Here is a 20709-nt window from a genome sequence, read left to right as displayed (position 1 = left end):
CAGGGTCATCGGTTGACCTCCATCTGCGCCCGCAGCCAGTTGGGATGTGCGTCGAGACCGTAGGGGTCGGGTGCGGGCATCGACCGGATCTGTTCGACGAGCCAGGGGCTCAGGGCCCACGGGGCACGTTCGACAACTGCCCACACATCGGAGATGTCGGACCACGCGTATTCGGCTACTTCGTCTGGATCCGGCCGCAGCGTCCCCACCGGGCTCGCGACGAACACCGGACAGATCTCGTTCTCCACCACGCCGCTGGAATCGACGGCCCGGTAGCGAAAGTCGGGTAGCACGCAACGCAGATCCTCGACATCGATGCCCAGCTCGCGTTGCGCGTAACGGTAGATCGCGTCCTCGACGGATTCACCGGGCCGCGGATGCCCACAGAAAGAATTGGTCCACACGCCGGGCCATGTTCGCTTGCTCAGTGCACGCCGGGTCATCAGCAGGCGGCCCTCGTCGACCACGTGGCACGAGAATGCAAAATGCAGGGGGGTGTGTGAGGTGTGCACGGTCGCACGGTCAGCCGTCCCACACGGACGTCCGTCAGCGCTTGCCAAAACCACCAAGTCGTCGGTCATGCATACCTCGTCTTTTCGGGTGTGTATGTTCCTCTCCTGGTATTCGGAACCGCTCACAGAGCGGACGACTTCGACCAGAAGAAGTTTTGGTCCCCTTCGCCACATGCGCACAACCGAGAAAACGCTGTCTGGACCGGCGCTGCTTGTCTTCGGATACCCCGAAAGAGCCCAGGTCACTCCTGCCAGCGGCTGATCCGCGTCAAACGCTCCACATACGCAGAAACGCTCCACCTGTAGGTGGAGCGTTTCGAGGTAACTGGCGCGTATTCGGCTCGGTGTTTCTGTGGAGCTAAGGGGAATCGAACCCCTGACCTTCTCGATGCGAACGAGACGCGCTACCAACTGCGCTATAGCCCCTTTGTCGCGCGAGCGACTCGACAAGATTAACAGGGCGGGACTACTGCCCCACCACCCGCCGGTACGAGGGTTCACGGACAACCTCTTCGCGGTGCTCGAACCGCGGCAGGTGGTCGAAGATCGGGTCCTCGTCGTCGATCTCCAGCACGATCGCGCCTGGTCGGCGCAGCCTGCGGGGCACCTCGGCCCGCGGATCGACCTCGGGATGTGCGCGGCGTTCTTCCTCTTGGCGCTTGGCCCGGGCGAGCCGCTGCATCCGCTGACGACGGATGCGCTGTTCGTTTCGCACCGCGCGGCGCAGGAAGGCAAGGTAACCGACCAGCGCGACAACCGTGACCGCGGCGATGATCCAGCCGGCCGAACCCAGGAAGAAGCCGGCCGCGATGCCGAGCAGCGCCAGCACCCCGAGCACGGCCATCACACGCTGGCGGAACCGGTAGCGCTTGCCGCTGCGCTCGCGATCGGCCTCGGGGTCGAAGCCTCCGCGACGTGCACGTCGGGCGACCTCGTCCTGCTCCGCCTGATCCGCAGCCTCGTCGGCGCTGATGTCTTCGTCGGTGAGGTCGTCGTCGTACTCGTCGTCGGCGTGGTCCGTGTCTTCGTAGTCGCCGTCGTCGTAGTCCGCGTCCTCGTGGTCGGCGTCCTCGTAATCTGCGTCGTTCTCCGCGTCATCATGGTCCGCGTCATCATGGTCCGCGTCGTCATGGTCCGCGTCATCGAGCTCTACATCAACGAGCTCAGCGTCCTCGACGCCCCGATCATCGCGATCTGCGTCTGCATCTTCGTCATCGCGCTCAGCAACGGCGTCGCGGTGGTCGGATGACTTGAGGTCGGCAGCTTCAGCCACAACCGTCTTGTCGACCGTGGTCGCGTCGGCATCACTGTCACTGGTGTCGACAGTCTTTGTCTGAGCCGCAGCTGCAACGGTTTTCACCGAGACCGATGCCGGCTTGGACTTGCCGGCCGCAACCTTGGTCGTCGTGGCGTCCTCGACGTCAACTGCATCTGTTGTCGCCGTTGCTTTTGTGGTCTTGCGGTACTCACGCACCGGGGGTTCCCAATCGGGATCGTGCGGATGACGGCCTGCAGCCATGCGACGGCGGGTCTTGGCGATGGCCCGGCCACCTCGATAGAGCACCCGTGTCGACATCGCGGCGTCGGTGGTCTTGCGCACGGTGGGACGCGACTTCACCACCATCGGCACCAGAACAAAGAGCCAGATCGCCACCAGACACACCCACAGCAACGAGTTCGGCATGGGCAGCTCCTTCCTGTCGGCAATCTCGCCCCGACCGGCCGGCCGAGTACGCGTCAGTCACACCTGTAACAGACGATAGGAATCAGGCTATGGCTCACCGCTGCCCAACCAGCGCCGACGCGCCGATGTCCCGGCCGATTCGTTCCATCTGTGGGTGATCACGCGGCGATCGGAGAGGAGCGGCCTCCCAGCGGGAGCCGAGAGGCATGTGGGCGCAGGGGTTCAGGCCGTGGCGTGGCCGCTGCGGATCAAGGTGTCCACGGCACTGCTGGTGAGATCTTCGGTGGTCAACGCGAGCAACAGGTGGTCCCGCCACGCGCTGTTGACGTCCATGTAGCGCTTGAGCAGGCCTTCGTCACGGAATCCCACCTTGTGCAGTACCGCCAGCGACGCCGCGTTGGCAGGCTGCACTGTGGCCTCGAGCCGGTGCAGACCCGCCGGTCCGAAACAGTGGTCGACGCCGAGTGCCAGTGCGCCCGTTGCCACTCCACGTCCGGCGACCGCGGCATCCACCCAATATCCGATCCATGCGTTGCGCAGCGCGCCACGCTGAATGTTGCCCACCGTCAGTTGCCCGCAGTATTCGCCGTCCAACTCGATGACAAACGGCAGCATGTTCCCCGCCTTTGCCTCGGCCCTCAGGACCGAATGCAAACCCGGCCAGGCCGCCGGGTTGTGCCGGGCCGACCACAAGCCGACGCCCGTCGGCTCCCACGGCAACAGCGAATTCTGGTTCTCGATGCGAAGCCTGCTCCACACCCTGGCGTCACGCAGCCGGACCGGCCGTACCGTAACCGCGCCTCCCGCAACGGATATCGGCCCGAGCTTGGCTGGCCATCCACGGCGACCGGTGTCACCCCTGCTCCAGGCGCGCACGGTGCACTCTCACCCCCGCTGAGCCAGGAATGCGACGTCCACCTCATCGCCGGCGCGCAATTCAACGTCTTCCGGCTCGATGATGACCAAGCAGTTCGCCTCGGCCAGCCCCGCCAGCAGATGTGATCCGCCGTCTGCGGCCGCTATCACCTGGGTGAGGTATTCGCCCGTCTGCTCATCGCGCATCAGCTGCCCACGCAGATATCCGCGCCTGCCCTCCACCGAGGTGATGGGGCTGACCGTGCGGGCACGTACCACTCGCCGCATCGGTTGGCGTTTGCCGAGCGCGATCCGGATCAGCGGTCGCACCATCACTTCAAAAGCCACCAACGCCGAGACCGGATTCGCCGGAAGAAGGAAGGTGGGCACCTCGTCGCGGCCCAGCTGGCCGAAACCCTGGACCGACGCCGGGTACATCGCGATGCGTTCGATCTCCAATTCGCCCAGCTCCGAGAGGGCTTCGCGAATCGACTCCGAGGCCGCCCCACCGACCGGGCCGGTGATCACGACGATCTCGGAACGAATCAGCTGTCCCTCGACCAGTTCACGGAGTTGCGACGGCTCGCTGTCTGCGATGCCGACCCTGTTGACGTCTGCGCCGGCATCACGAGCAGCCGCGGCGAGCGCGTAACTGTTGACGTCATACACCTGACCGCCACCGGCCGTCCGGTCGATGTCGACCAGTTCGCCGCCGATGGAGATGACGGAAAGTCGTGGCCGCGGATGCACCAGCACGCGGTCGCGACCGACTGCGGCGAGCAGACCGACCTGCGCGGGACCGATGATCGTTCCGGTTCGGACCGCGACGTCACCGGGCTGGACGTCATCGCCGACGTGCCGGACGTATTGCCCGCTGCGTACCGCATGACCGATTCGGACCTTGGGCAGTCCGCCGTCGGTCCACCGCTTGGGCACCACGGCGTCGGCAAGTGTCGGCAAGGGAGCTCCGGTCTCCACCCTGACCGCCTGCCTTGGCTGGAGCCGCGTGGGCGTCCGCGAACCCGCCTTCAACTCCCCCACCACCGGCAGGACGACGATCACCTGGTCTCCCGGCGACTCCGATTCCTCATCGGCGATGGTGCCCGCTTCGGCGACATCCACACTGCGAACGGCATATCCGTCGATGGCAGCCTGATCGAACCCGGGCAACGGCTTGTCGGCAACAACCTCTTCGGCACAGAGCAGGCCCTGTGACTCCGAGATCGCGACGCGCACCGGCCTGGGAGCCACTGCCGCGGCGGTCACTCGGCTCAGGTGATCTTCCACCGAACGCACCGATCGCCTCCTTCAATCGCCGTGGCGGCCCGATAGTGCTCGTTCGCCATGCCAACGGGTCGCCGTGTCGTAGTTCTGACGACTGACGTTAGCTGGTTTGCCGGCGATTTCCGTTCTCTCGCGTCCAGGGATCACCGCGCGCCATCGCATCAGCGCGTTGAATCGGGTGCTGTTGTGGGTCGGAGGTCAGTTGCACCCGAGGCGTTCGACCAGCCACTCGCGCAATTCGGGACCGTAATCCTCACGGTTGAGGGCGATGTCGACCGACGCCTTCAGGTACCCGCCCGGGTTCCCGAGGTCGTGGCGAGTTCCGCGGTGAACCACGACGTGAACCGGATGACCTTCGTCAATCAACAAAGCGATGGCATCGGTGAGCTGCAATTCGCCGCCTGCGCCGGGTTCAATTCGTCGCAATGCATCAAATATTGCGCGGTCGAGGATGTAACGTCCGGCCGCCGCATAATTCGAGGGTGCGTCTTTTGCCTCGGGCTTTTCGACCATTCCCTTGAGCTTCATCACATTGGGATTTGCAGCATCGGGAAGTTCTTCGACGTCGAATACGCCATACGCGCTGATCTTCTCGGTCGGGACCTCGATGGCGCAGAGCACCGTGCCGCCGCGCTTGGCGCGTGTTCGGGCCATCACCTCCAGGACGCCGTTGGGAAGCACCAGGTCGTCGGGCAACAGCACCGCGACAGCATCCTCGTCGTCGTCGAGTTTGGCCTCGACGCATCCGACCGCGTGGCCGAGGCCGAGGGGCTTCTCCTGGATGACCGACGCGACCTCGAGCAAAGATGGCGCGTTCCGCACCTTGGCCAACATGGTGTCTTTGCCGCGGGACTCGAGGGTGTGTTCAAGCACCAGGTCTTCGACGAAGTGCGCGACAACACCGTCTTTACCCGGCGACGTGATGATCAGCAGTCGCTCCGCGCCGGCCGACTTGGCCTCTTCGGCCACCAATTCGATACCGGGTGTATCCACCACGGGAAGAAGTTCTTTCGGCACGGTCTTGGTCGCCGGAAGAAAACGGGTGCCCAAGCCGGCGGCCGGCACAATTGCGGTTCGCGGAATGGGCGGTGTGCCCGGAACGGACTCGTATTCGACCTCGTTGGCCGGGCTGGTCTGCGCTTCAGTCATTTTCCCACCCTAGGTTGATCACACTGGTGTGTGAGTAAACCTATCGGCTGATCGCCAAACATGAGAGGGGCGTACCGATTTTCATCGACAAAGCAACCTGGAGAAAGCTCGCTCTCGAGCGTCGCGGCAGCCTGTCTCCCCAGGTTAAGGCGAGCTGGATGCCTCGATTGTGACGTGGATCGCGAACCTCCCCGAGGGCGGTCCGCGGGTGGAGTCGGGCGCCGTCATTGCGGCCTACGTCCCGATCGGGAGCGAACCGGGCACCACCGCGATGTTGGAGGTGTTGCGCGAGGGAGGCTTCCGGGTCTTGCTGCCGAAGGTGGCGGCGGGCCCGCCTGCCCCGCTGCGTTGGGCCTGGTACGACGGACCGGCGTCATTGCATGAAGGACGATTTGGACTGTTGGAGCCCAGTGGGGACGGCGCCTCACCTGACGCGCTCGGCGACGCTGCTCTGATGCTGGTCCCGGCGCTGTCGGTCGACCGCCACGGTATTCGACTCGGTCGCGGAGCCGGTTACTACGACCGGTCGATATCAGAGGTGGACACAGACAAACTGGTAGCCGTGGTGTTCGACGACGAGCTGGTGGACGAGCTGCCATCGGACCACTTCGACGTGCCGATGGGCTGGAGCCTGACACCGGGCGAGGGGTTCAGACGACTGGGAACAAGCTGACCTTGGCACTCGTTAACGAAGAGTGCCAGTTCGACGGTAGAATCCACAACGTTCTCGGCTTAACACCTTCGGAGGTCTTCGGTGCCCACATATTCGTACGCTTGCACACAGTGCGACAACCGCTTCGACATCGTGCAGTCTTTCAGCGACGACTCGCTCACCGAATGCCCGAAATGCGCCGGTAAGCTGCGCAAACTGTTCAACAGCGTGGGCATCGTGTTCAAGGGCAGTGGCTTCTACCGCAACGACAGCCGCTCCACCACCACGAGCAGCGAGTCGAGTTCGAGCGACTCGTCGAAGTCCGACTCCGGCAGCAAGGAATCCGCGCCTGCAGCGAAGTCGACGGATTCGGGCAGCAGCACGTCCAGCAGTTCGACCACTGCCAAGGCTGCTTCCTGACAACTGTCCACACACAGTGGACTGTGCACAGGCAACCTCGTATCGGTGCCTGACCAAGCGGACGATGGATGGCAATCGCCATAACCTTCGCCCATGGCCGCGCGCAATGCTCTGAACCCGACACTCTCCGACCGTGTCCGTCATGCCGTCAGGCCCGGATGGACACGGTCGCTGCTCCTCCGCCGCGCCTGTGCCATCGTGCTGCTGGCGGTCGCGCTCGTGGCCGCACTGACGGCGGGCCGCACCGAGGAACTGCGACCGGCGGTGATCGCGGCCCATGACATCAGCCCTGGGCAACCCCTCACGATCGGCGACCTGACCACGCGCGAGTTCCGTCCGGGCGACCTCCCGGCAGGCACAGTCGACGACGCAACCGACGTCCTGGACAAGACGGTGACCGGCCCGGTACGGGCGGGCGAGATCTTGACCGATTCCCGTGTGCTCACCAGTCGCCTGCCGGCTCAGATCATGCAGCGACCCGATGCGCGCCTGGTTCCGGTGAAGGTGGCCGACACAGCGGTGATCGATCTCCTCCGCGAAGGAGACGTGGTCGATGTGCTGAGCATCGACGATTCCGGTACCACTGAAGAGTCATCGGCGACAAAGGTTCTGGCCAAGGGAGCAGTGGTCGCACTCGTGTCGCAGGAGTCAGGTTCGCGGACGGGGTCAGATGCCCGACTTGCCGTTCTCGCCTTGCCGGAGCGCGACGCGCACGTGGTCGCGGCGGCTACCCTCACTGCTCCGATCACACTGGTTTTCCACTGACTGCATGTTGTGAACGGCAAATTCCGCGACCGCTGGTTAGGATCAGCGGACTGCAATTAGAGCTCGTTTCCCTCGTGGGAAGGGTCACTACATGTTCAAGGGCTTCAAAGATTTCCTCATGCGGGGAAACGTCATCGACCTCGCTGTCGCCGTGGTCGTCGGTGCCGCCTTCACCGCGATCGTCACAGCGTTCACCACCAACATCATCCAACCGTTGGTGAACTCGATCGGCGGCACCGATTCCGCGCAGGGTTTGGGATTCACCATCAGGTCCGGCAATCCGGAAACGTTTGTGGACATCGGTGCCCTCATCGCCGCCGCCATCAACTTTCTGATCGTTGCCGCGGTTGTCTACTTCCTGATCGTGATGCCGTACGAGAAGTTGAAGACGCTCGCAGCGCGCGACGGCGACGACGCCGCGGCCCAGACGGAGTCGGAGTTGCTCGCAGAGATCCGCGACATTCTCCAAGGCAAGGATCCCGCCGAGGAGAAGGCCAAGATCGCCGGCGCGACGAGCGAGAAGGATCAGGCTCTCATCGACCGGCGTGGCGACGACGGCCCGCAGTCCGGTCCGCTTTACTCGGGTCCGGCCGCCGCCGGCGCAGGCGCGTCTTCTGCCGGTACGCAGCAGTTCTCTTCGCAGCAGTCGGACCGGATCGGTGGCGCCAACGTCTATCCGACGCAGGGTCCGCCTACCGGTGGCTCAGGACCGGTCGGCCAGCCGCCGCAGGGACAGCCGCCCCAGGGCGGTCTGCCGCCGCGTAGCCAGCCGCCGCTGGGTGGACCGCCTCCCGGCTATCAGCAGCCGCCGGGCCCGCCGCCCGGGTACAACCCGACGCCGCCGCCCCGCCCGAACCCGTCGCAGCATGAGGGGCCAGATCAGGGTCAGGGTTACCGCCCCGATCCCTTGACCGGCCCGCCACCCGGTTACGACCCGCTCACCGGTCCACCACCGAACTACGGGCCCCCACCCGGACGCGCGACGACCACAACGGCGGCGGCAGGCACAGCAGCCCGTAAACATTTCGAGATCGACTTATCGCCCCGGCTCAGGCCGGGGCGATACTTTTTGTCGAGGGCCCAGCGATCTCGGATCGCTAGACGGCGTCCTTGCTGTTTTGCTGGCCCTCAAATTTCAGAGGAGATCCACGTTCTGCGAGGCACCTGGAGGGAGCCGGGCTTCAGGCGGAGGGTTGTTCTCCGACGGTCTGGTGGGTCGTGAATCTGGTGGTTGAGGACTGAGTTCTCGATTGCGTTGTTCGAGTTCGGCTTTGCGGCGGGCGAGCATGCTCTGACGGGCCTCGATGATGGCTTCGTCCGGGTGGTGGGCACGGTTGACCCGGGATTGTCGCTCCGGATCCAGCAGTGCCGGTGGGATCCAGGCACACCGCCCTGCGTCGGGCCCGTCGGTGATCATCACCGTCTGCCACTGATGCTCCCCCGGTCCGACGAGTTGGTGGTGCTGTGGGCATGCCGGAGCCAGATGAGTGATGTCGGTGAACCCGCCCTGCGCCCATTCGCGAACATGGTGCGCCTCGGCCCACAACGCCGGATTCGAACAACCCGGATGCGAACACCCCCTGTGCGCGGCAAACATCGCCAGACGTTGCGCCTCACTGGCCAACCGGCGTGCTCGGCCCAGAAACAACGGCTCATTCGAATGGTTCGCAAAAATGGCCAACGTCTTGTCGGAACGCACTGCAAGCCTCAACGCATCAGCGATCGGCAACACCGCACCGGTCGCCGTGTAGACCAGCCCCGACCCGTACGGTCGCGTCGGCCCACCAGTGACCGAAGGCAACCAGCTCGGATCCTCCCAGTGGGTCTCCCGGTACGGATGAACGACCTCCGATTCACGGTCTGGATCCCGCTCTGATGCCGGCTCTGGCGTGCCCTCCACCTCGCGGCTAGCTCCACCTCGTGGTCTGGCTCCGGCGTGCAGCCTGGCTCCGGTTCACGGCCTGGTTCTGCTGCTAACGCCGGCGCTCGACCGGGTTCGAACTCAGATCCCGAAACGTCCTCTCCGTCAACGCCTTCTGGCGGCACCTGCTCGAGCATGTACTGATCGAGCTGGTCTTTGGTCATGTTGATGATGACCTGCACGGGCAATCCGTGATGCGTCTTGCCCAGTTGCCCCGATTCAAGCAGGTACATCAGCATCGACTTCACCGCATCGTGATTGCGCTGCGCCGCACTACGGGTGTCGTTGTCTGCCGCAGCTTGCAAGAGGTCCTTGTCCACCGTCGGATCATCGGCCGCACCTGAGGGCGACAGCGGATCATCAGGATTGTTCATCCCCGGAGCGGCCCACACCGCGAGCATCACATCCAGCAAGGCCCGGGTCACCGGGTCCAGATGCCCAGCTACCGTCGACATGAGATCCGTGGCCGGTTTCCCCACGCTGAATCCACGCTTCCGGGCCCTGTCGGCGTCATCGGCCAACGTCCCGTCGGGATCCAAGTATTCGACGATGCGCTCACCGATCGCCTCGACCTGGCCAGGAGTGTGCTTGCGGCACAGATCAGCCAGCGCCATCTCTGTGTTTGCCCGCTTCTCCGCATCGACCTTGTGCGGAATCTTTGCCATCACCCTCGCCACCACCCCGGCGTGATCAAGTCCGATCACACCCTCGCGCAACGCTTCTGCGGTGTTCGGGAATCGAGCATCTACAACTTCACCGCTGGGAGTCATCGACGGCGTCAACGCGTCCATCGCTTCCACCCGAGCTCGGGCAGCACCTGGGCGTAGCCGTGCCAGCGAGGTCAACATCGCAGCTGGCGAGGAGCACCCAAGTTTCGAATACGCGCGACGCACAACCACTTCCCGCAACACCGGCAACCCCGCGGACTGCAACCGCCGCGACGCGACCTCCAACCGGTCGACCAGACGTACACAATCCTCGTCGGAAAGCGCCGTCAGATTCACCTCGGCGAGCTGATCGATCGCCGACTCCAGACCCGACACCGCGCCCACCACAGGCGAATCGATGACAGCACCGTCGGACATGATGACCCCCCAGTCAACCGAAAAGCGAACGCTGACAACAGATGCGGAGCCTCTGTTGTCAGGACGATTCCCTTGCTTCGATTGTAGACCAACTACCTCAATTTGTCGAACACATGTTCGAAGTTCGATTCACGGCCTCGGTGGCTCTGATGTACATGAACCCAGCTCGATAACAGCAGCAACCTCGGGGTCCGAGATGTCGCGGCCGTTCTCGGGCCGCCTTCTGACCGGCGGCAGAGGTTAAGGTCGAATTCCTCGCGCGTTAGTCAGCGCCAACAAGGCAGTGCCAGAATCTGACTCGACGCAAGGCCCGGATCCGACTGTTATGTCAGCGGGACCGAAATTGCAATCTGCGGCGACGCCGTTCCACAACCGGTGCTGCCGCTACAGGCAAGCAGGTAGACACCGGCAGACCGTTCGCCTTCATCGGTTCGATCGCCCGGCCTTACGGACGAATCTCCGATGCAACGATCCTGGTATGGCCCGAACCGATCTGCAATTCGTTCTTGAACCCGATGAGTCCGATCCGGTACCCCACCTCGACTCGATTCCAGCCGACGGCACGGCAGACCGAGATCGTTGACATTACAAGCGATTCGACCTGACGCTCGATTGAACTTGCATGCCGCGCAGGTGGCAGAACTGTGCGTCTCGGATCGCTCTCCCAGGACGACTCCGCGAGATTCTTGAGTCGAAGCCTGAAAGCGTCACATCAAAGCCGCGCGCGTGAGACGAAAAGTCTGAGCGCCGGGGCCATGCCGGCCGTCGTCTCAGTGTCCTGAGTTCTGGCGCGTGCACGTACAGCCTGCCGAACAGCGAGTCGATCCGGTTGATACGCAAGACGGTCACCATCGTCATGAACATTCCGTTTGCGAGCCGATGCCCCTGCGTTGCCATGATCCCTACTAGTCTCAGCGAACTCTATAAAAACTGCGGCCGCACGTGCAACGTGACCGTGAAACGCCGAAAGCCGGAACACCCTGCGGTGGTCCGGCTTTCGGTTGTTCAGTTGTCAAGCAGCAGGTGTGTTTCTATCAGCCGAGGCTGAACTTGGAGCCCCACAGGGTGACGATGCCGGTGACCGACGGGGTGTCGACGGTGACCTTGACGTACGCCTGCCCTTCGGCGTATCCGGCGCAGCCGTCGACCTTGACGGTTTCCTGGCTGTAAGCGATGCCGCCTGCGTTGCCCTCGAAGCTGAAGTCGGTGGCGTCGTCGGACGACAGGATCGGCACGTAGGTGGCCTCACCGGGTCCGAGGGTCAGACCGCCGCTGAGGCCGGCTTCGGGGGTGGTGAACGGGGTGCCGGGAGCCGAGAGATCCAGCGAGGTTCCGATACCGGCCTTGCCGCCGGCACCGAAGGTGAGCTGGCAGCCGACAACGTAACCGGCTTCGACGGTGGCGCCTTCGGCTTCGCCGTCGACGGTGACGAGCACCTTGCCCGACAGCCACACGTTGCGGCTGGTCGGAACCGCCACGGTCGACGGCTGGATGTTGACGAACTCGTCCTTGAGCGTGACGGTGACGTTGGAGCCGTCGATCAGCTTCTGGGTGGCGACGCCACCGGGCAGAGCGCCGGCAGCTGCGCCGCCGGCACCCATGGAGGACAGTGCGATGGCCGAGACACCGGCGATGCCGGCCACCGCGGCGAGACGACGCGAGAGTTTGTTGCGCATGATTCCCCTTCAGGAATATGAATCTGCTTGCGGCAGATGAGATTTCAGACTAGTTGATTTATCTGCCGACGATCAGTTCAGGCTGAACGGGGCGCCGTAGAGGGTCGACTTGATGACGTAGTTGCCCTCGGTCTGCACGGTGGTGAAGGCGCGAGCCTGGGCGTATCCGCCGCACTGCTGCACCTCGATGCCCTGACGCTTGTACTGGACGCTTGCAACGCCGCCCTCAAAGGTCTTGGTGCCGAGCGGGACGAAAACCGCTTCACCGGGTGCCAGCGGGAACGAGAGCGAGCCGTCGAGGCCCAGGCTCAAAGAAGAATCGATGGAGGCGTTCAGGCCACCTTCGAGACCGGTGATGTCGACCTGGCAGCCGACGATGTAGCCGGTGGTCAGGGTACCGCTGGCGCCACCGGCAGTGACCGTGACAAGGCCGGAAACCTCTGCGGCGCGGCCTGCGCCGTTGTTCGCCAAAGACGGTACCGGGTAAGCGGCTTCGCCGGTGCGGCTGATCTTGACGACGGTGCCGTCGACACCCTGGGTCACCTTGCTGCCGCTGGGCAGGGGTCCTGCGGCGGCGTTTCCTGCGCCCATGCTGGCCAGGCCAATGGCGGCAACCGCGGTAATCGCACCAACGCCGACAACGCGGCGCAGACCGAACATGTTGATCTTGCTCATTCGTTCCCTCTCACAGGATTGCTGTGTAATCCAAGCTCAACCAAATCGTGAGCTCGAAGTGACCAAAGGTTCCGCGGAATCTTCTACCGGGGCAGTTGACGGGCTTGCATGCCCGTAGTTTCCGGTAGCTAAATCTCAGCCGAACACCTTGCCCACACCGCGGTCGCCATTGGGGACGTCGCACGGGATACGCCCAACCCCCGCACTGGTACTGGCCGTATCGAGCGGAACGTTAGCCCCAGGAACAGGGGCGGGCAACACTTCGCAGCAGTCGTGTCTGGAAAAGGAACTTCACTCAAGCGAATGAATAATTATTGATATTGCAGCAAATTCAGTGAGTTATCAGGAAAAGTCCAGGAACCGGGCCGTGACCGAATCGCGATTCAGCCGTGATGTGGCGGGCGATTCTCGATAAACCATTCGTCCCCACGCATATCGGCGTTACTGTGACCTTCATCACTTCGACCGATCGGTCGCTCATCACTGCTGGTCAGAGGCAAATCCTCGCCAAAAACCTTCTCTAACTCGGCCCGAGTCTTGGTTCGCTTACCGTCTTTCGAGTCGCTCATCGGACCCGATCAGAAGTTGCTGATCGACGAGATCAGGTGTTTCGCCATCGGGGTGATGGTGGCCATGCCGTCACGAACAGCGGCCCGCGAATTGGCCAAGTTGACGACGATCGTCTGCCCCGAGACACCCGCAAGCCCGCGTGACAGCCCGGCATCCATCGCGCCGGCAGCCAATCCGGAACTGCGCAAGGCCTCTTCGATACCCGGCAGTTTGCGATCGAGTAGATCCGCGGTCGCCTCGGGAGTCACATCACGACCACCGACCCCCACGCCGCCGACCGAGATCACCAAGTCCACCCCGCCGATGACCGCGGTGTTGAGGGCGTTGCGGATCTCCACCTCGTCGGACTCCACCGCCACCACCGCGTCGACGTGAAAACCGGCTTCTTCGAGCAACTCCCCCACCAGAGGACCGATCAAGGCCTGGTCCTCACCATGGGCGGCCCGGTCATCGACGATCACCACCAGGGCCCGACCCAGATCCTCTTCGGCCAAGTTCAGTGACCTCATGCGCTGTCCTTCCGCTTTGATCTCCCCTGTGCGGACGGCGAGCTGTTCCGCCGCGGCGTCCGCGGCGACGACATCTGCCTCGCCGATACCCAGGACTGAGATAGCACCATCTCCGTCAGGAACTCTATCGGTCGGGATGGGGATGACTGCCCGCAGTCGGGTACCAATGTGATCGTCGATGTGTTTCACGTTCTAGCGTCCTCCGGTGTCCAGGGTGTCGAGGGTGACCTGCGCGGTCTTTGTCTGTCCGTTGGTGACGTACGTGATGGTCACATGGTCGCCCGGAGCGTGCGACCGCACCGCCGCGATCAGCGCGTCTCCGGAGGCGATCACACGATCGTCGACCTTGGTGACCAGCGCACCACTCGGGATGCCTGCCTTCGCGGCGGCTCCACCCGACGTCACCTCGTTGATCAGCGCGCCGGGGCTGTCAGCTGACGGCGCCCCCGACCGCACTGTGACGCCCAGCCCCGCCTGTGTCGCCTTACCGGTCTTCTCGAGCTCGTCCGCGATGCGCATCGCCTGGTCCACCGGGATGGCGAACCCGAGGCCGATGCTTCCGCCGGTCTCGCCCTGCGAGAGGCTGGCGATCGCGGTGTTGACGCCGATGAGGGCGCCGTTGGCGTTGACCAGCGCACCACCGGAGTTGCCCGGATTGATCGCCGCGTCGGTCTGGATGGCATCCATCACCGACGCCTGGCCACCCTGCTCACCCTGTGTGGACACCGGACGGTTGAGTGCGCTGATGATTCCCGTGGTGACCGTGCCGTTCAGCCCCAGCGGCGACCCGATCGCGATGACCCCCTGACCGACCACAAGATTGTCGGAGCGACCGACGGCGATCGGGGTGAGGCCGGACTTGTCGACCTTGATCACGGCGATGTCAGAGATCGGGTCGGCACCCACGATCTGCGCGGCTGCCGTGCTGCCGTCACTGAACGTGACGGTGAGGTCCGGATTGTTGCCCGCACCGGCGACCACGTGATTGTTGGTCATGATGGTGCCGTCCGCGGTGAGCACGATGCCGGAGCCGGACCCGGACGCCTGGCTGCCCTCCACCTCGATCGACACGACCGACGGCGTGACCTTCTCCGCGACTTCCTGCGTCGAGCCGGCGGGGGCCTGGACCGGTTGGCTGTTGTCGCGGTCGCCACCGAGCACACTCTCGCTGGTGGTTGATCTCGATCCCGATGAATCGTCGGCCACATTGGCTCCGACCACACCTCCGATGCCACCGCCGACGAGCACCAAAGCGATTGCCGCAGCCGCCAATCCGGCTTTGGCTCCGCCCGAACGTCCGGTACGTGCGGGCGGCGGGGAGCCGAACTGCTGTGGCGAGCTCCCGTACGGGTTCTGGCCGGCCCCAGGAGCCGGGATCTGACTGGTGGGGTTGGTACCCGTCCCCCCGCCGTGGGAGTAGGCCCCATACGGGTTCGGCTGCGCGAATCGCCCGGACTGAGCATACGGATCAGGTTGAGCGCCATAGCCGTAACCACCCGGACCGCGACTTGCGGATGCACCCTCCGACGACTGCCCGAAGGGGCCGGAAGGTCCGGAAGGTCCGTTCATGCCGGAGGTACCGAACTGTGCCGTCTGCTCACCCGAGGAATCCTGCTGCCGGGGCTCGAACGCCGAGGTTCGCCCATAGGGGTTGTCCTGCGGTCCGGCGTTGCTCGGCCCGTCCGGCCGATCAGCGGACCCGCTGGGATGCGATTGTCCCGGTGATTGCGAGATGCCCTCTCCCGGAAAGGAACTGGTGTCGCGGTTTGTCCCGCGCTCGTCATCGTTGCTGCCGACCATGTCGATTTTTGCTTTCTGCCAGGCGCACCCTGCGCTCCCCGATGCCGCAACATTTACCGGCACTGAGGAATACCTTGCTGTGTCGGCCTGAGACGGGGCTGAGACAGTGCTGTTTGTTTCCCCTTCATTGTTCCCCGCAGGGACTTCGCCAAACAAAGCCGCCGATCGACGGACAGAGGAGTCAGACCCTTCGAACGACCGCCGAACGCTCGACACCGCTCGATCAGAACCTATTGCTGGACCACCTGGGGCGCGATCTCGGCCGGTACCGGCGACCCGGGAAGGCTGATCGTCACCAGGGCGCCTCCGAGTTCGGACTGACCGGCGGTCACCGTGCCGCCATGGCGGTCCACCACCTGACGGACTATCGCCAGCCCCAGCCCCGAGCCGGGCATGGATCGGGACGCGGTGGACCGGTAGAACCTCTCGAAGACCAGTTGCCGGTCTTCGGGAGGGATACCGGGGCCGGCGTCAGCAACGGTCAGAATCGCGCGATCAGGCTCGATCTGAGCCAGCCGGACCTCCACGGGCCGGCCGGGCGGACTCCACTTCGCTGCGTTGTCGAGCACGTTGAGCACGGCCCGCGACAACCCGGCACTCTCACCGAAGACAAACCAGGGCGTGACGTGCACTTCGAAGTCGACGTCGCTGCGCCGGCGGCGGACACGCTCGAGAGAGCGGTCCACCACCTCGGAGAGGTCGACCTCTTCGTGCACCACCTCGGGCGCATCCTCGCGCGCGAGATCGACGAGATCGCCCACGAGCGTGGAGAGTTCTTCGATCTGGGCCATCACGTCCGTTCGCAGCTCGGCCATGTCCGATTCAGGCACCGCCCGCGCACCCGGCTGGCTCGACGCGATCATCAACTCCAGATTCGTGCGCAATGACGTCAGCGGCGTGCGCAATTCGTGGCCGGCGTCCGCGACGAGCCGGCTCTGCCGGTCTCGCGACTCGGCAAGCGCCCGCAGCATCAGGTTGAAACTCTCGGTGAGCCTGGCCAATTCGTCGTTGCCGATGACCGGGATGGGCGTGAGGTCGTCGGTGCGCGCCACTCGCTCGGCGGCCCGGGTCAACCGCGCGACCGGCCGCAGGCCGGCACGCGCCACGGTCGTTCCGGCGACCGCGGCCAGGATGATCCCGCAGCCACCGATCACCCCCAGCACCCAGGCCAATCGGTGCAGCACGTCGTCGGTGTCGCGAAGGCTCTGCGAGATGATCAGGGTGTTGCCGTCGTTGAGCTTGCGGGCCAGTACCCGCTGGTTCTTCGCGGTCCGTAGCGACGATTCCGCTTTCCCGTCCACCACATCGCGTTCGGACTCGCCGTAGGGAACGCCGCCGATCTGGAATCCGCGGCCCCCGGGCATCACCAGTGCCACCGACATGTCTGTGGAGAACACCGTGCCGGCCACCAGCGATTCGGGCGAGTCGTCGAGGACCCCGATCCGGGCCAGTTCGGTCATCCCGTTGGCCCGGTTGGTGAGCTGCGAATCGACGTCGGCGTACATGGCCCGGTAGACGACCGCAAAAGCCGCGGCAGCCATCACGGCAACCGCGATGCCCACCACCGTGGCGGAGAGGATCGTGATGCGCCAACGCAGCGAGATGGTCCGGGTCAGCGGCGTCGGCTTACGCATCTGCCGGGGCAGATCCGGGGCCGAAGCCATCTGTGTGGGCCGCTGTGCGGTCACCACGCCTACCGGCGGGGCTTCGCCGGGAACCGGCGGGTGACGGTGATAGAAGCTCACGATTTACGGAGGGGTCTCCCGCAGGACGTATCCCACGCCCCGCACGGTGTGGATGAGGCGCGACTCGCCTTCGGCCTCGGTCTTGCGCCTGAGGTATCCCACGTACACCTCGAGTGCGTTGCCCGACGTCGGGAAGTCGTATCCCCAGACCTCCTCGAGGATGCGACTGCGGGTGAGCACACGGCGCGGATTGGCCATCAGCATCTCCAGCAGGGCGAACTCGGTGCGGGTCAGGCTGATCGGGCGCTCGCCTCTGGTGACGTCGCGCGTGACCGGATCCATCGTCAGGTCCTCGAAGGTCATCGCCTCCGAGTCCGGTAGCGGTTCGGCTGTCGCGCGGCGCATCAGGGCCCGCAGACGTGCGAGCAGCTCTTCGAGCGCAAAGGGTTTGGGCAGGTAGTCATCGGCCCCCGCATCGAGTCCGGCGACCCGCTCGGACACCGAGTCGCGAGCGGTGAGGACAAGGATGGGGAGATCGTCGCCGGTGCTGCGGAGGCGACGGCACACCTCGAGCCCGTCGAGGCGCGGCATCATGACGTCCAGCACCACCGCCTCGGGACGGTCGGAATTGATCTTTTCGAGGGCTTCGACGCCATCCCCCGCCGTGAGCACCGTGTACCCGTTGAACGTCAGGGACCGGCGCAGAGACTCGCGAACGGCACGATCGTCGTCCACAACCAGTATGCGCATGACAACAGTCTTACTTCCACGACTGAGAGCGCGCTAAGTAATCCCCTGCGACGCGCCAGTTTTCTTGTTCTGAAGCCGTCGCACGCGGACTTCGTACCCGTCGCGGACTCATCCCCCGACCCGTCGCGTCGGGGCCATCGGCAGCCGCCATCGGAATCGCAGGCTTCCCACACGCAACAGAAAGGCCAGGGTCGCCCCCGCCACCAGACCGGTCCAAATCGGCAGACCTGTGCCGTCGGCGATCACCACGGCCAGAGCTCCGCACATCGCGGGGACGGCGTAGAGGTCGGCGGGTCGGAGCAACAGGGGGACCTCACCGGCGAGCACGTCGCGGATCACGCCACCACCCACCGCGGTGGTGATCCCGATGAGCACCGCAGCCATCGAACTCGAGTCTCGTTCGAGTGCCAACAACGCACCCGACACCGCGAACACACCCATCCCGACCGCGTCAAGCATCAGGACTGCCGGTAACAACGCCCGGAACGCCGGATGGAAGAAGAAAGTGATCAGACCGGCGACCAGGGCGATGGTGAGGTTGGGCCAGTGTTGTACCGAGGTCGGCGGGGTGATCCCGAGGAGGAGATCGCGCACGATCCCGCCGCCGACACCCGTGGCCGCACCCATCGACAGAATGCCCCACAGATCAAAGTCCTTGCGGACGCCGACCAGTGCGCCTGAGCAGGCGAACACCGCAACGCCGGCGTAGTTCAGGACGTCCTGCAGCATCGCGGACTCCCAGTTCTCGATTTGTGCGGCCCCGACGAGTCACCACGCTCTCCGGGGCACCTTCCGGACACAACAAAGGACTGACCGTCGATCGACGGCCAGTCCCTGTTGTCGGCTGTGTGGCTGTTAGCGCTTGTCGAGGTCGACGATGCCCAGCTTGACCGCCTTGACAAGGCGACGGGGCACGCGATGAGCGACGCCACCGACCTTCACCTCTTGCAAGGCGGGGTTGTCCGCTTTCCACTGCGAACGGCGGCTACGAGTATTCGACCGCGACATCCGGCGCTTCGGTACAGCCATGATTCAGCCCTTCATTTCTTCGTTTAAGTTCCCTGGTTCGCGCGAGTCCGGCGACCGTATCGGCGTTCGAACTTCTGCACACGTCCTGCGGTGTCCATCACGCGCTGCGCACCAGTCCAGAACGGGTGCGAGTCGGACGTGACATCGACAACCACTAGAGGATACCGGTTACCGTCCTCCCATTCCAAAGTGACGTCGGACGTCAGTGTGGAACGGGTCAGGAACGCCTTGCCTGTCGACGAGTCCTTGAAGATCACCGGATGGTAGTCGGGGTGGATGTTCGCCTTCATGATTTGTCCTTCCGTTCCGGGTTCGTCTGCTGTCCAGCCGAGCCCTCTGCCTGCTTGAACCATTCGATGGGTGGGTCTGTTCCCGCCAGCAGAGCGCGCTCGTCGAGCACGTCCTGGCAAGGGTCGGCGTGGGCTACACCAAACGGATCGGTGAACCGATCCCAGCCCTGCTGACCCTCCGACAGCTCGTCGTCGGTCAGCAGTGCGCTGCTCAGCGCCCAGCGGATTCGCGCGGGTTCGGCGCGGTACGAGATCGCGACGATCGAGCTGCTGCGGTCGCCGTAGAGGGGATGCCAGCGTAGTGACGCCATCGCTACGCGCTCTGGGTCGGCGACAGCGGCCTCGTCGTCGGACATCGCCGCGAGCCATGTGCCACCGGTCGCGATGCGCAGGCCGCCGCCCGCACTCTCGAGCCACAGCGCCTCATCGGGCTGGGTGGCCAGCCACAGCCGGCCACGGGAGGCGACAACACCGTCGAGCAGTATGTCGATCGCGTCGTGCAGGCGTTCCGGATGGAACGGCCGATCGGCATGGAACTCGACCACGGCGACTCCGCAGTCGGAATCGAGGGGCGGCTGCCCGCGCAGCAGCGGGTCGTGCGGCCCGGTGATCCGGCCGCGGCGCGCGCCGGGCGGGATGGCCGAGATCAGGTTGCGCATGATCGAGGCGGTCAGTGGACGCCTCGGCAGTTCCATGATGATGGGCGCTGTCGGGTTGAGCCGCTTGAGAACGGCGAAGAGCTGCGCCCCGGCCCATCCGTTGTCAGCCTGTCCGTGGACCACCAGGCGTCGGCGAAGTGACGTGCCCGACCGCGAGCTGGGCGATGGTCCGCTCGTCGTCGGCGGTCTGGAACCGATCGTCCTCGTCGAGGGTCTCGTCGCCGGTTGCGTCGCGCAGCCACTCACCTTCGTTGACGCACCCGATGACCGCCTCGATCTCCACGTCGAGACCGGCCGGACCGTCGACCTGACCGGGGACGCCGGACACCACCGTGCCGGCAATTGCAAAAGCCATGGGTTCGGGTTCGATGGCCGGGTCGAGGGCCAGAACGATCCGGTCGACGTTGGAGCGGCGGTGCAGGGCCCGCAGCAAGGGCAGCACGTCTTTGCGGAGGGCGCACGACAGACATCCGTGATCGAGTGCAATTTGCGTTGTGCGCGAGGTCTTCTCACCGTTGAAGTCGATCGAGGTGACCGTTCTGACGATGGTTCCGGCGTCCACCAGGCCCAGATCGTGGTGCACCACAGTCGTCCCCGGCAGGCCGAGCGCCTCCGCACTGCGCACCGTCGCCTCGCGGTCGAAGCCGGTCACGATCACCAGCGGGGTCTTGTTGACCAGGCGGGTCACAGGCAGCTCCTATCGGGAATGGTTTTCATTTGGTCGAGGTTGAATGTACAG

At 64.6% G+C, this 20709-nt stretch carries 23 protein-coding genes and 1 tRNA gene; 4 read left to right on the top strand and 20 right to left on the bottom strand.

From position 1 onward, the window contains the following. Positions 1-5: 5 nt before the first annotated feature. The 6 genes from idi to W823_RS54090 all read right to left on the bottom strand — a co-directional run bounded on the left by idi (position 6) and on the right by W823_RS54090 (position 5484). Positions 6-581, bottom strand: a complete 576-nt coding sequence (gene idi / locus W823_RS54115; protein ID WP_023962789.1) for an isopentenyl-diphosphate Delta-isomerase — start codon at positions 579-581, stop codon at positions 6-8. Positions 582-865: 284 nt separating this feature from the next. Next, positions 866-938 (bottom strand) — tRNA-Ala (locus tag W823_RS54110). A 40-nt stretch (positions 939-978) separates the two neighbouring features. Continuing rightward, the gene (glpR, locus tag W823_RS54105) at positions 979-2196 is read right to left on the bottom strand and encodes a gephyrin-like molybdotransferase receptor GlpR (RefSeq protein ID WP_023962788.1); all 1218 of its coding nucleotides are present in this window, start codon (positions 2194-2196) and stop codon (positions 979-981) included. A gap of 222 nt (positions 2197-2418) precedes the next feature. Continuing rightward, positions 2419-3072, bottom strand: a complete 654-nt coding sequence (locus W823_RS54100) for a GNAT family N-acetyltransferase (RefSeq protein WP_023962787.1) — start codon at positions 3070-3072, stop codon at positions 2419-2421. Positions 3073-3081: 9 nt separating this feature from the next. Next, entirely contained in the window at positions 3082-4347 is a 1266-nt protein-coding gene (glp, locus tag W823_RS54095) for a gephyrin-like molybdotransferase Glp (protein ID WP_023962786.1), read from the bottom strand. Positions 4348-4533: 186 nt separating this feature from the next. Beyond that, complete coding sequence (locus W823_RS54090; RefSeq protein WP_023962785.1) at positions 4534-5484, bottom strand: UTP--glucose-1-phosphate uridylyltransferase; 951 nt, start codon at positions 5482-5484, stop codon at positions 4534-4536. Between the two features lie 169 nt (positions 5485-5653). Between W823_RS54090 and W823_RS54085 the strand changes: the two genes are divergently transcribed. From W823_RS54085 to mscL, 4 genes are all read left to right on the top strand, one after another. Further along, positions 5654-6157 carry a 5-formyltetrahydrofolate cyclo-ligase gene (locus tag W823_RS54085; RefSeq protein ID WP_023962784.1) on the top strand — a complete coding sequence of 168 codons (504 nt, stop codon included), beginning with the start codon at positions 5654-5656 and terminating at the stop codon, positions 6155-6157. An 81-nt stretch (positions 6158-6238) separates the two neighbouring features. Further along, complete coding sequence (locus W823_RS57560; protein ID WP_081729937.1) at positions 6239-6556, top strand: FmdB family zinc ribbon protein; 318 nt, start codon at positions 6239-6241, stop codon at positions 6554-6556. 93 nt (positions 6557-6649) lie between these two features. Beyond that, complete coding sequence (locus tag W823_RS54080) at positions 6650-7321, top strand: RcpC/CpaB family pilus assembly protein (RefSeq protein ID WP_023962778.1); 672 nt, start codon at positions 6650-6652, stop codon at positions 7319-7321. 91 nt (positions 7322-7412) lie between these two features. Further along, positions 7413-8543 (top strand): large-conductance mechanosensitive channel protein MscL, encoded by a 1131-nt coding sequence (gene mscL, locus W823_RS56955; RefSeq protein WP_023962776.1) that lies wholly within the window; start codon positions 7413-7415, stop codon positions 8541-8543. On the opposite strand, the gene W823_RS57555 is transcribed toward mscL, so the two are convergent. The 14 genes from W823_RS57555 to W823_RS59785 form a co-directional block, all read right to left on the bottom strand. Beyond that, positions 8457-9020 (bottom strand): HNH endonuclease signature motif containing protein, encoded by a 564-nt coding sequence (locus tag W823_RS57555; RefSeq protein WP_023962774.1) that lies wholly within the window; start codon positions 9018-9020, stop codon positions 8457-8459. The genes mscL and W823_RS57555 overlap by 87 nt on opposite strands. 8 nt (positions 9021-9028) lie before the next feature. Beyond that, complete coding sequence (locus W823_RS0130930; RefSeq protein WP_023962772.1) at positions 9029-10327, bottom strand: DUF222 domain-containing protein; 1299 nt, start codon at positions 10325-10327, stop codon at positions 9029-9031. A gap of 445 nt (positions 10328-10772) precedes the next feature. Then, complete coding sequence (locus tag W823_RS59165) at positions 10773-10913, bottom strand: hypothetical protein (RefSeq protein ID WP_023962770.1); 141 nt, start codon at positions 10911-10913, stop codon at positions 10773-10775. A gap of 448 nt (positions 10914-11361) precedes the next feature. After that, positions 11362-12003 (bottom strand): MspA family porin, encoded by a 642-nt coding sequence (locus W823_RS54065; protein ID WP_023962768.1) that lies wholly within the window; start codon positions 12001-12003, stop codon positions 11362-11364. 72 nt (positions 12004-12075) lie between these two features. Continuing rightward, a complete protein-coding gene (locus tag W823_RS54060; protein ID WP_023962766.1) occupies positions 12076-12678 on the bottom strand; it encodes an MspA family porin in 603 nt (200 codons plus the stop codon). Between the two features lie 578 nt (positions 12679-13256). Continuing rightward, the gene (locus tag W823_RS54055) at positions 13257-13946 is read right to left on the bottom strand and encodes a molybdenum cofactor biosynthesis protein B (protein WP_023962762.1); all 690 of its coding nucleotides are present in this window, start codon (positions 13944-13946) and stop codon (positions 13257-13259) included. A 3-nt stretch (positions 13947-13949) separates the two neighbouring features. Further along, complete coding sequence (locus W823_RS54050; protein ID WP_023962760.1) at positions 13950-15557, bottom strand: S1C family serine protease; 1608 nt, start codon at positions 15555-15557, stop codon at positions 13950-13952. A 230-nt stretch (positions 15558-15787) separates the two neighbouring features. Then, positions 15788-17221, bottom strand: coding sequence for a HAMP domain-containing sensor histidine kinase (locus W823_RS54045; protein ID WP_031333498.1), 1434 nt, complete (start codon positions 17219-17221; stop codon positions 15788-15790). Positions 17222-17305: 84 nt separating this feature from the next. Continuing rightward, complete coding sequence (locus tag W823_RS54040; RefSeq protein ID WP_023962756.1) at positions 17306-17992, bottom strand: response regulator transcription factor; 687 nt, start codon at positions 17990-17992, stop codon at positions 17306-17308. Between the two features lie 108 nt (positions 17993-18100). Then, entirely contained in the window at positions 18101-18721 is a 621-nt protein-coding gene (locus W823_RS54035) for a trimeric intracellular cation channel family protein (RefSeq protein WP_023962754.1), read from the bottom strand. 126 nt (positions 18722-18847) lie between these two features. Continuing rightward, positions 18848-19021: a 50S ribosomal protein L32 gene (gene rpmF, locus W823_RS54030; protein ID WP_023962752.1), complete on the bottom strand. Its 174-nt coding sequence runs from the start codon at positions 19019-19021 to the stop codon at positions 18848-18850. A 23-nt stretch (positions 19022-19044) separates the two neighbouring features. Next, positions 19045-19311 carry a type B 50S ribosomal protein L31 gene (locus W823_RS54025; RefSeq protein WP_023962750.1) on the bottom strand — a complete coding sequence of 89 codons (267 nt, stop codon included), beginning with the start codon at positions 19309-19311 and terminating at the stop codon, positions 19045-19047. Beyond that, the gene (locus W823_RS59790) at positions 19308-20093 is read right to left on the bottom strand and encodes a GTP-binding protein (protein ID WP_369792678.1); all 786 of its coding nucleotides are present in this window, start codon (positions 20091-20093) and stop codon (positions 19308-19310) included. Before W823_RS59790 ends, W823_RS54025 begins: the two co-directional genes overlap by 4 nt. Further along, on the bottom strand, positions 20074-20658 hold the full coding sequence (locus W823_RS59785; protein WP_369792677.1) for a GTP-binding protein: 585 nt from the start codon (positions 20656-20658) through the stop codon (positions 20074-20076). The genes W823_RS59790 and W823_RS59785 overlap by 20 nt, the downstream gene beginning before the upstream one ends. Positions 20659-20709 lie beyond the last annotated feature (51 nt).

Source organism: Williamsia sp. D3 (assembly GCF_000506245.1).
Lineage (GTDB): Bacteria > Actinomycetota > Actinomycetes > Mycobacteriales > Mycobacteriaceae > Williamsia > Williamsia muralis.
Note: the sequence above shows the minus strand (reverse complement) of the source record. Positions and strands in the feature narration are given on the sequence as shown.

Coding starts and splice junctions, on each gene's coding strand:
- idi (WP_023962789.1), bottom strand. CDS start 581: ATGACCGACGACTTGGTGGTTTTGGCAAGCGCTGACGGACGTCCGTGT.
- glpR (WP_023962788.1), bottom strand. CDS start 2,196: ATGCCGAACTCGTTGCTGTGGGTGTGTCTGGTGGCGATCTGGCTCTTT.
- W823_RS54090 (WP_023962785.1), bottom strand. CDS start 5,484: ATGACTGAAGCGCAGACCAGCCCGGCCAACGAGGTCGAATACGAGTCC.
- W823_RS54080 (WP_023962778.1), top strand. CDS start 6,650: ATGGCCGCGCGCAATGCTCTGAACCCGACACTCTCCGACCGTGTCCGT.
- mscL (WP_023962776.1), top strand. CDS start 7,413: ATGTTCAAGGGCTTCAAAGATTTCCTCATGCGGGGAAACGTCATCGAC.
- W823_RS0130930 (WP_023962772.1), bottom strand. CDS start 10,327: ATGTCCGACGGTGCTGTCATCGATTCGCCTGTGGTGGGCGCGGTGTCG.
- W823_RS59165 (WP_023962770.1), bottom strand. CDS start 10,913: ATGTCAACGATCTCGGTCTGCCGTGCCGTCGGCTGGAATCGAGTCGAG.
- W823_RS54065 (WP_023962768.1), bottom strand. CDS start 12,003: ATGCGCAACAAACTCTCGCGTCGTCTCGCCGCGGTGGCCGGCATCGCC.
- W823_RS54060 (WP_023962766.1), bottom strand. CDS start 12,678: ATGAGCAAGATCAACATGTTCGGTCTGCGCCGCGTTGTCGGCGTTGGT.
- W823_RS54050 (WP_023962760.1), bottom strand. CDS start 15,557: ATGGTCGGCAGCAACGATGACGAGCGCGGGACAAACCGCGACACCAGT.
- W823_RS54045 (WP_031333498.1), bottom strand. CDS start 17,221: ATGGCTTCGGCCCCGGATCTGCCCCGGCAGATGCGTAAGCCGACGCCG.
- W823_RS54040 (WP_023962756.1), bottom strand. CDS start 17,992: ATGCGCATACTGGTTGTGGACGACGATCGTGCCGTTCGCGAGTCTCTG.
- W823_RS54035 (WP_023962754.1), bottom strand. CDS start 18,721: ATGCTGCAGGACGTCCTGAACTACGCCGGCGTTGCGGTGTTCGCCTGC.
- rpmF (WP_023962752.1), bottom strand. CDS start 19,021: ATGGCTGTACCGAAGCGCCGGATGTCGCGGTCGAATACTCGTAGCCGC.
- W823_RS54025 (WP_023962750.1), bottom strand. CDS start 19,311: ATGAAGGCGAACATCCACCCCGACTACCATCCGGTGATCTTCAAGGAC.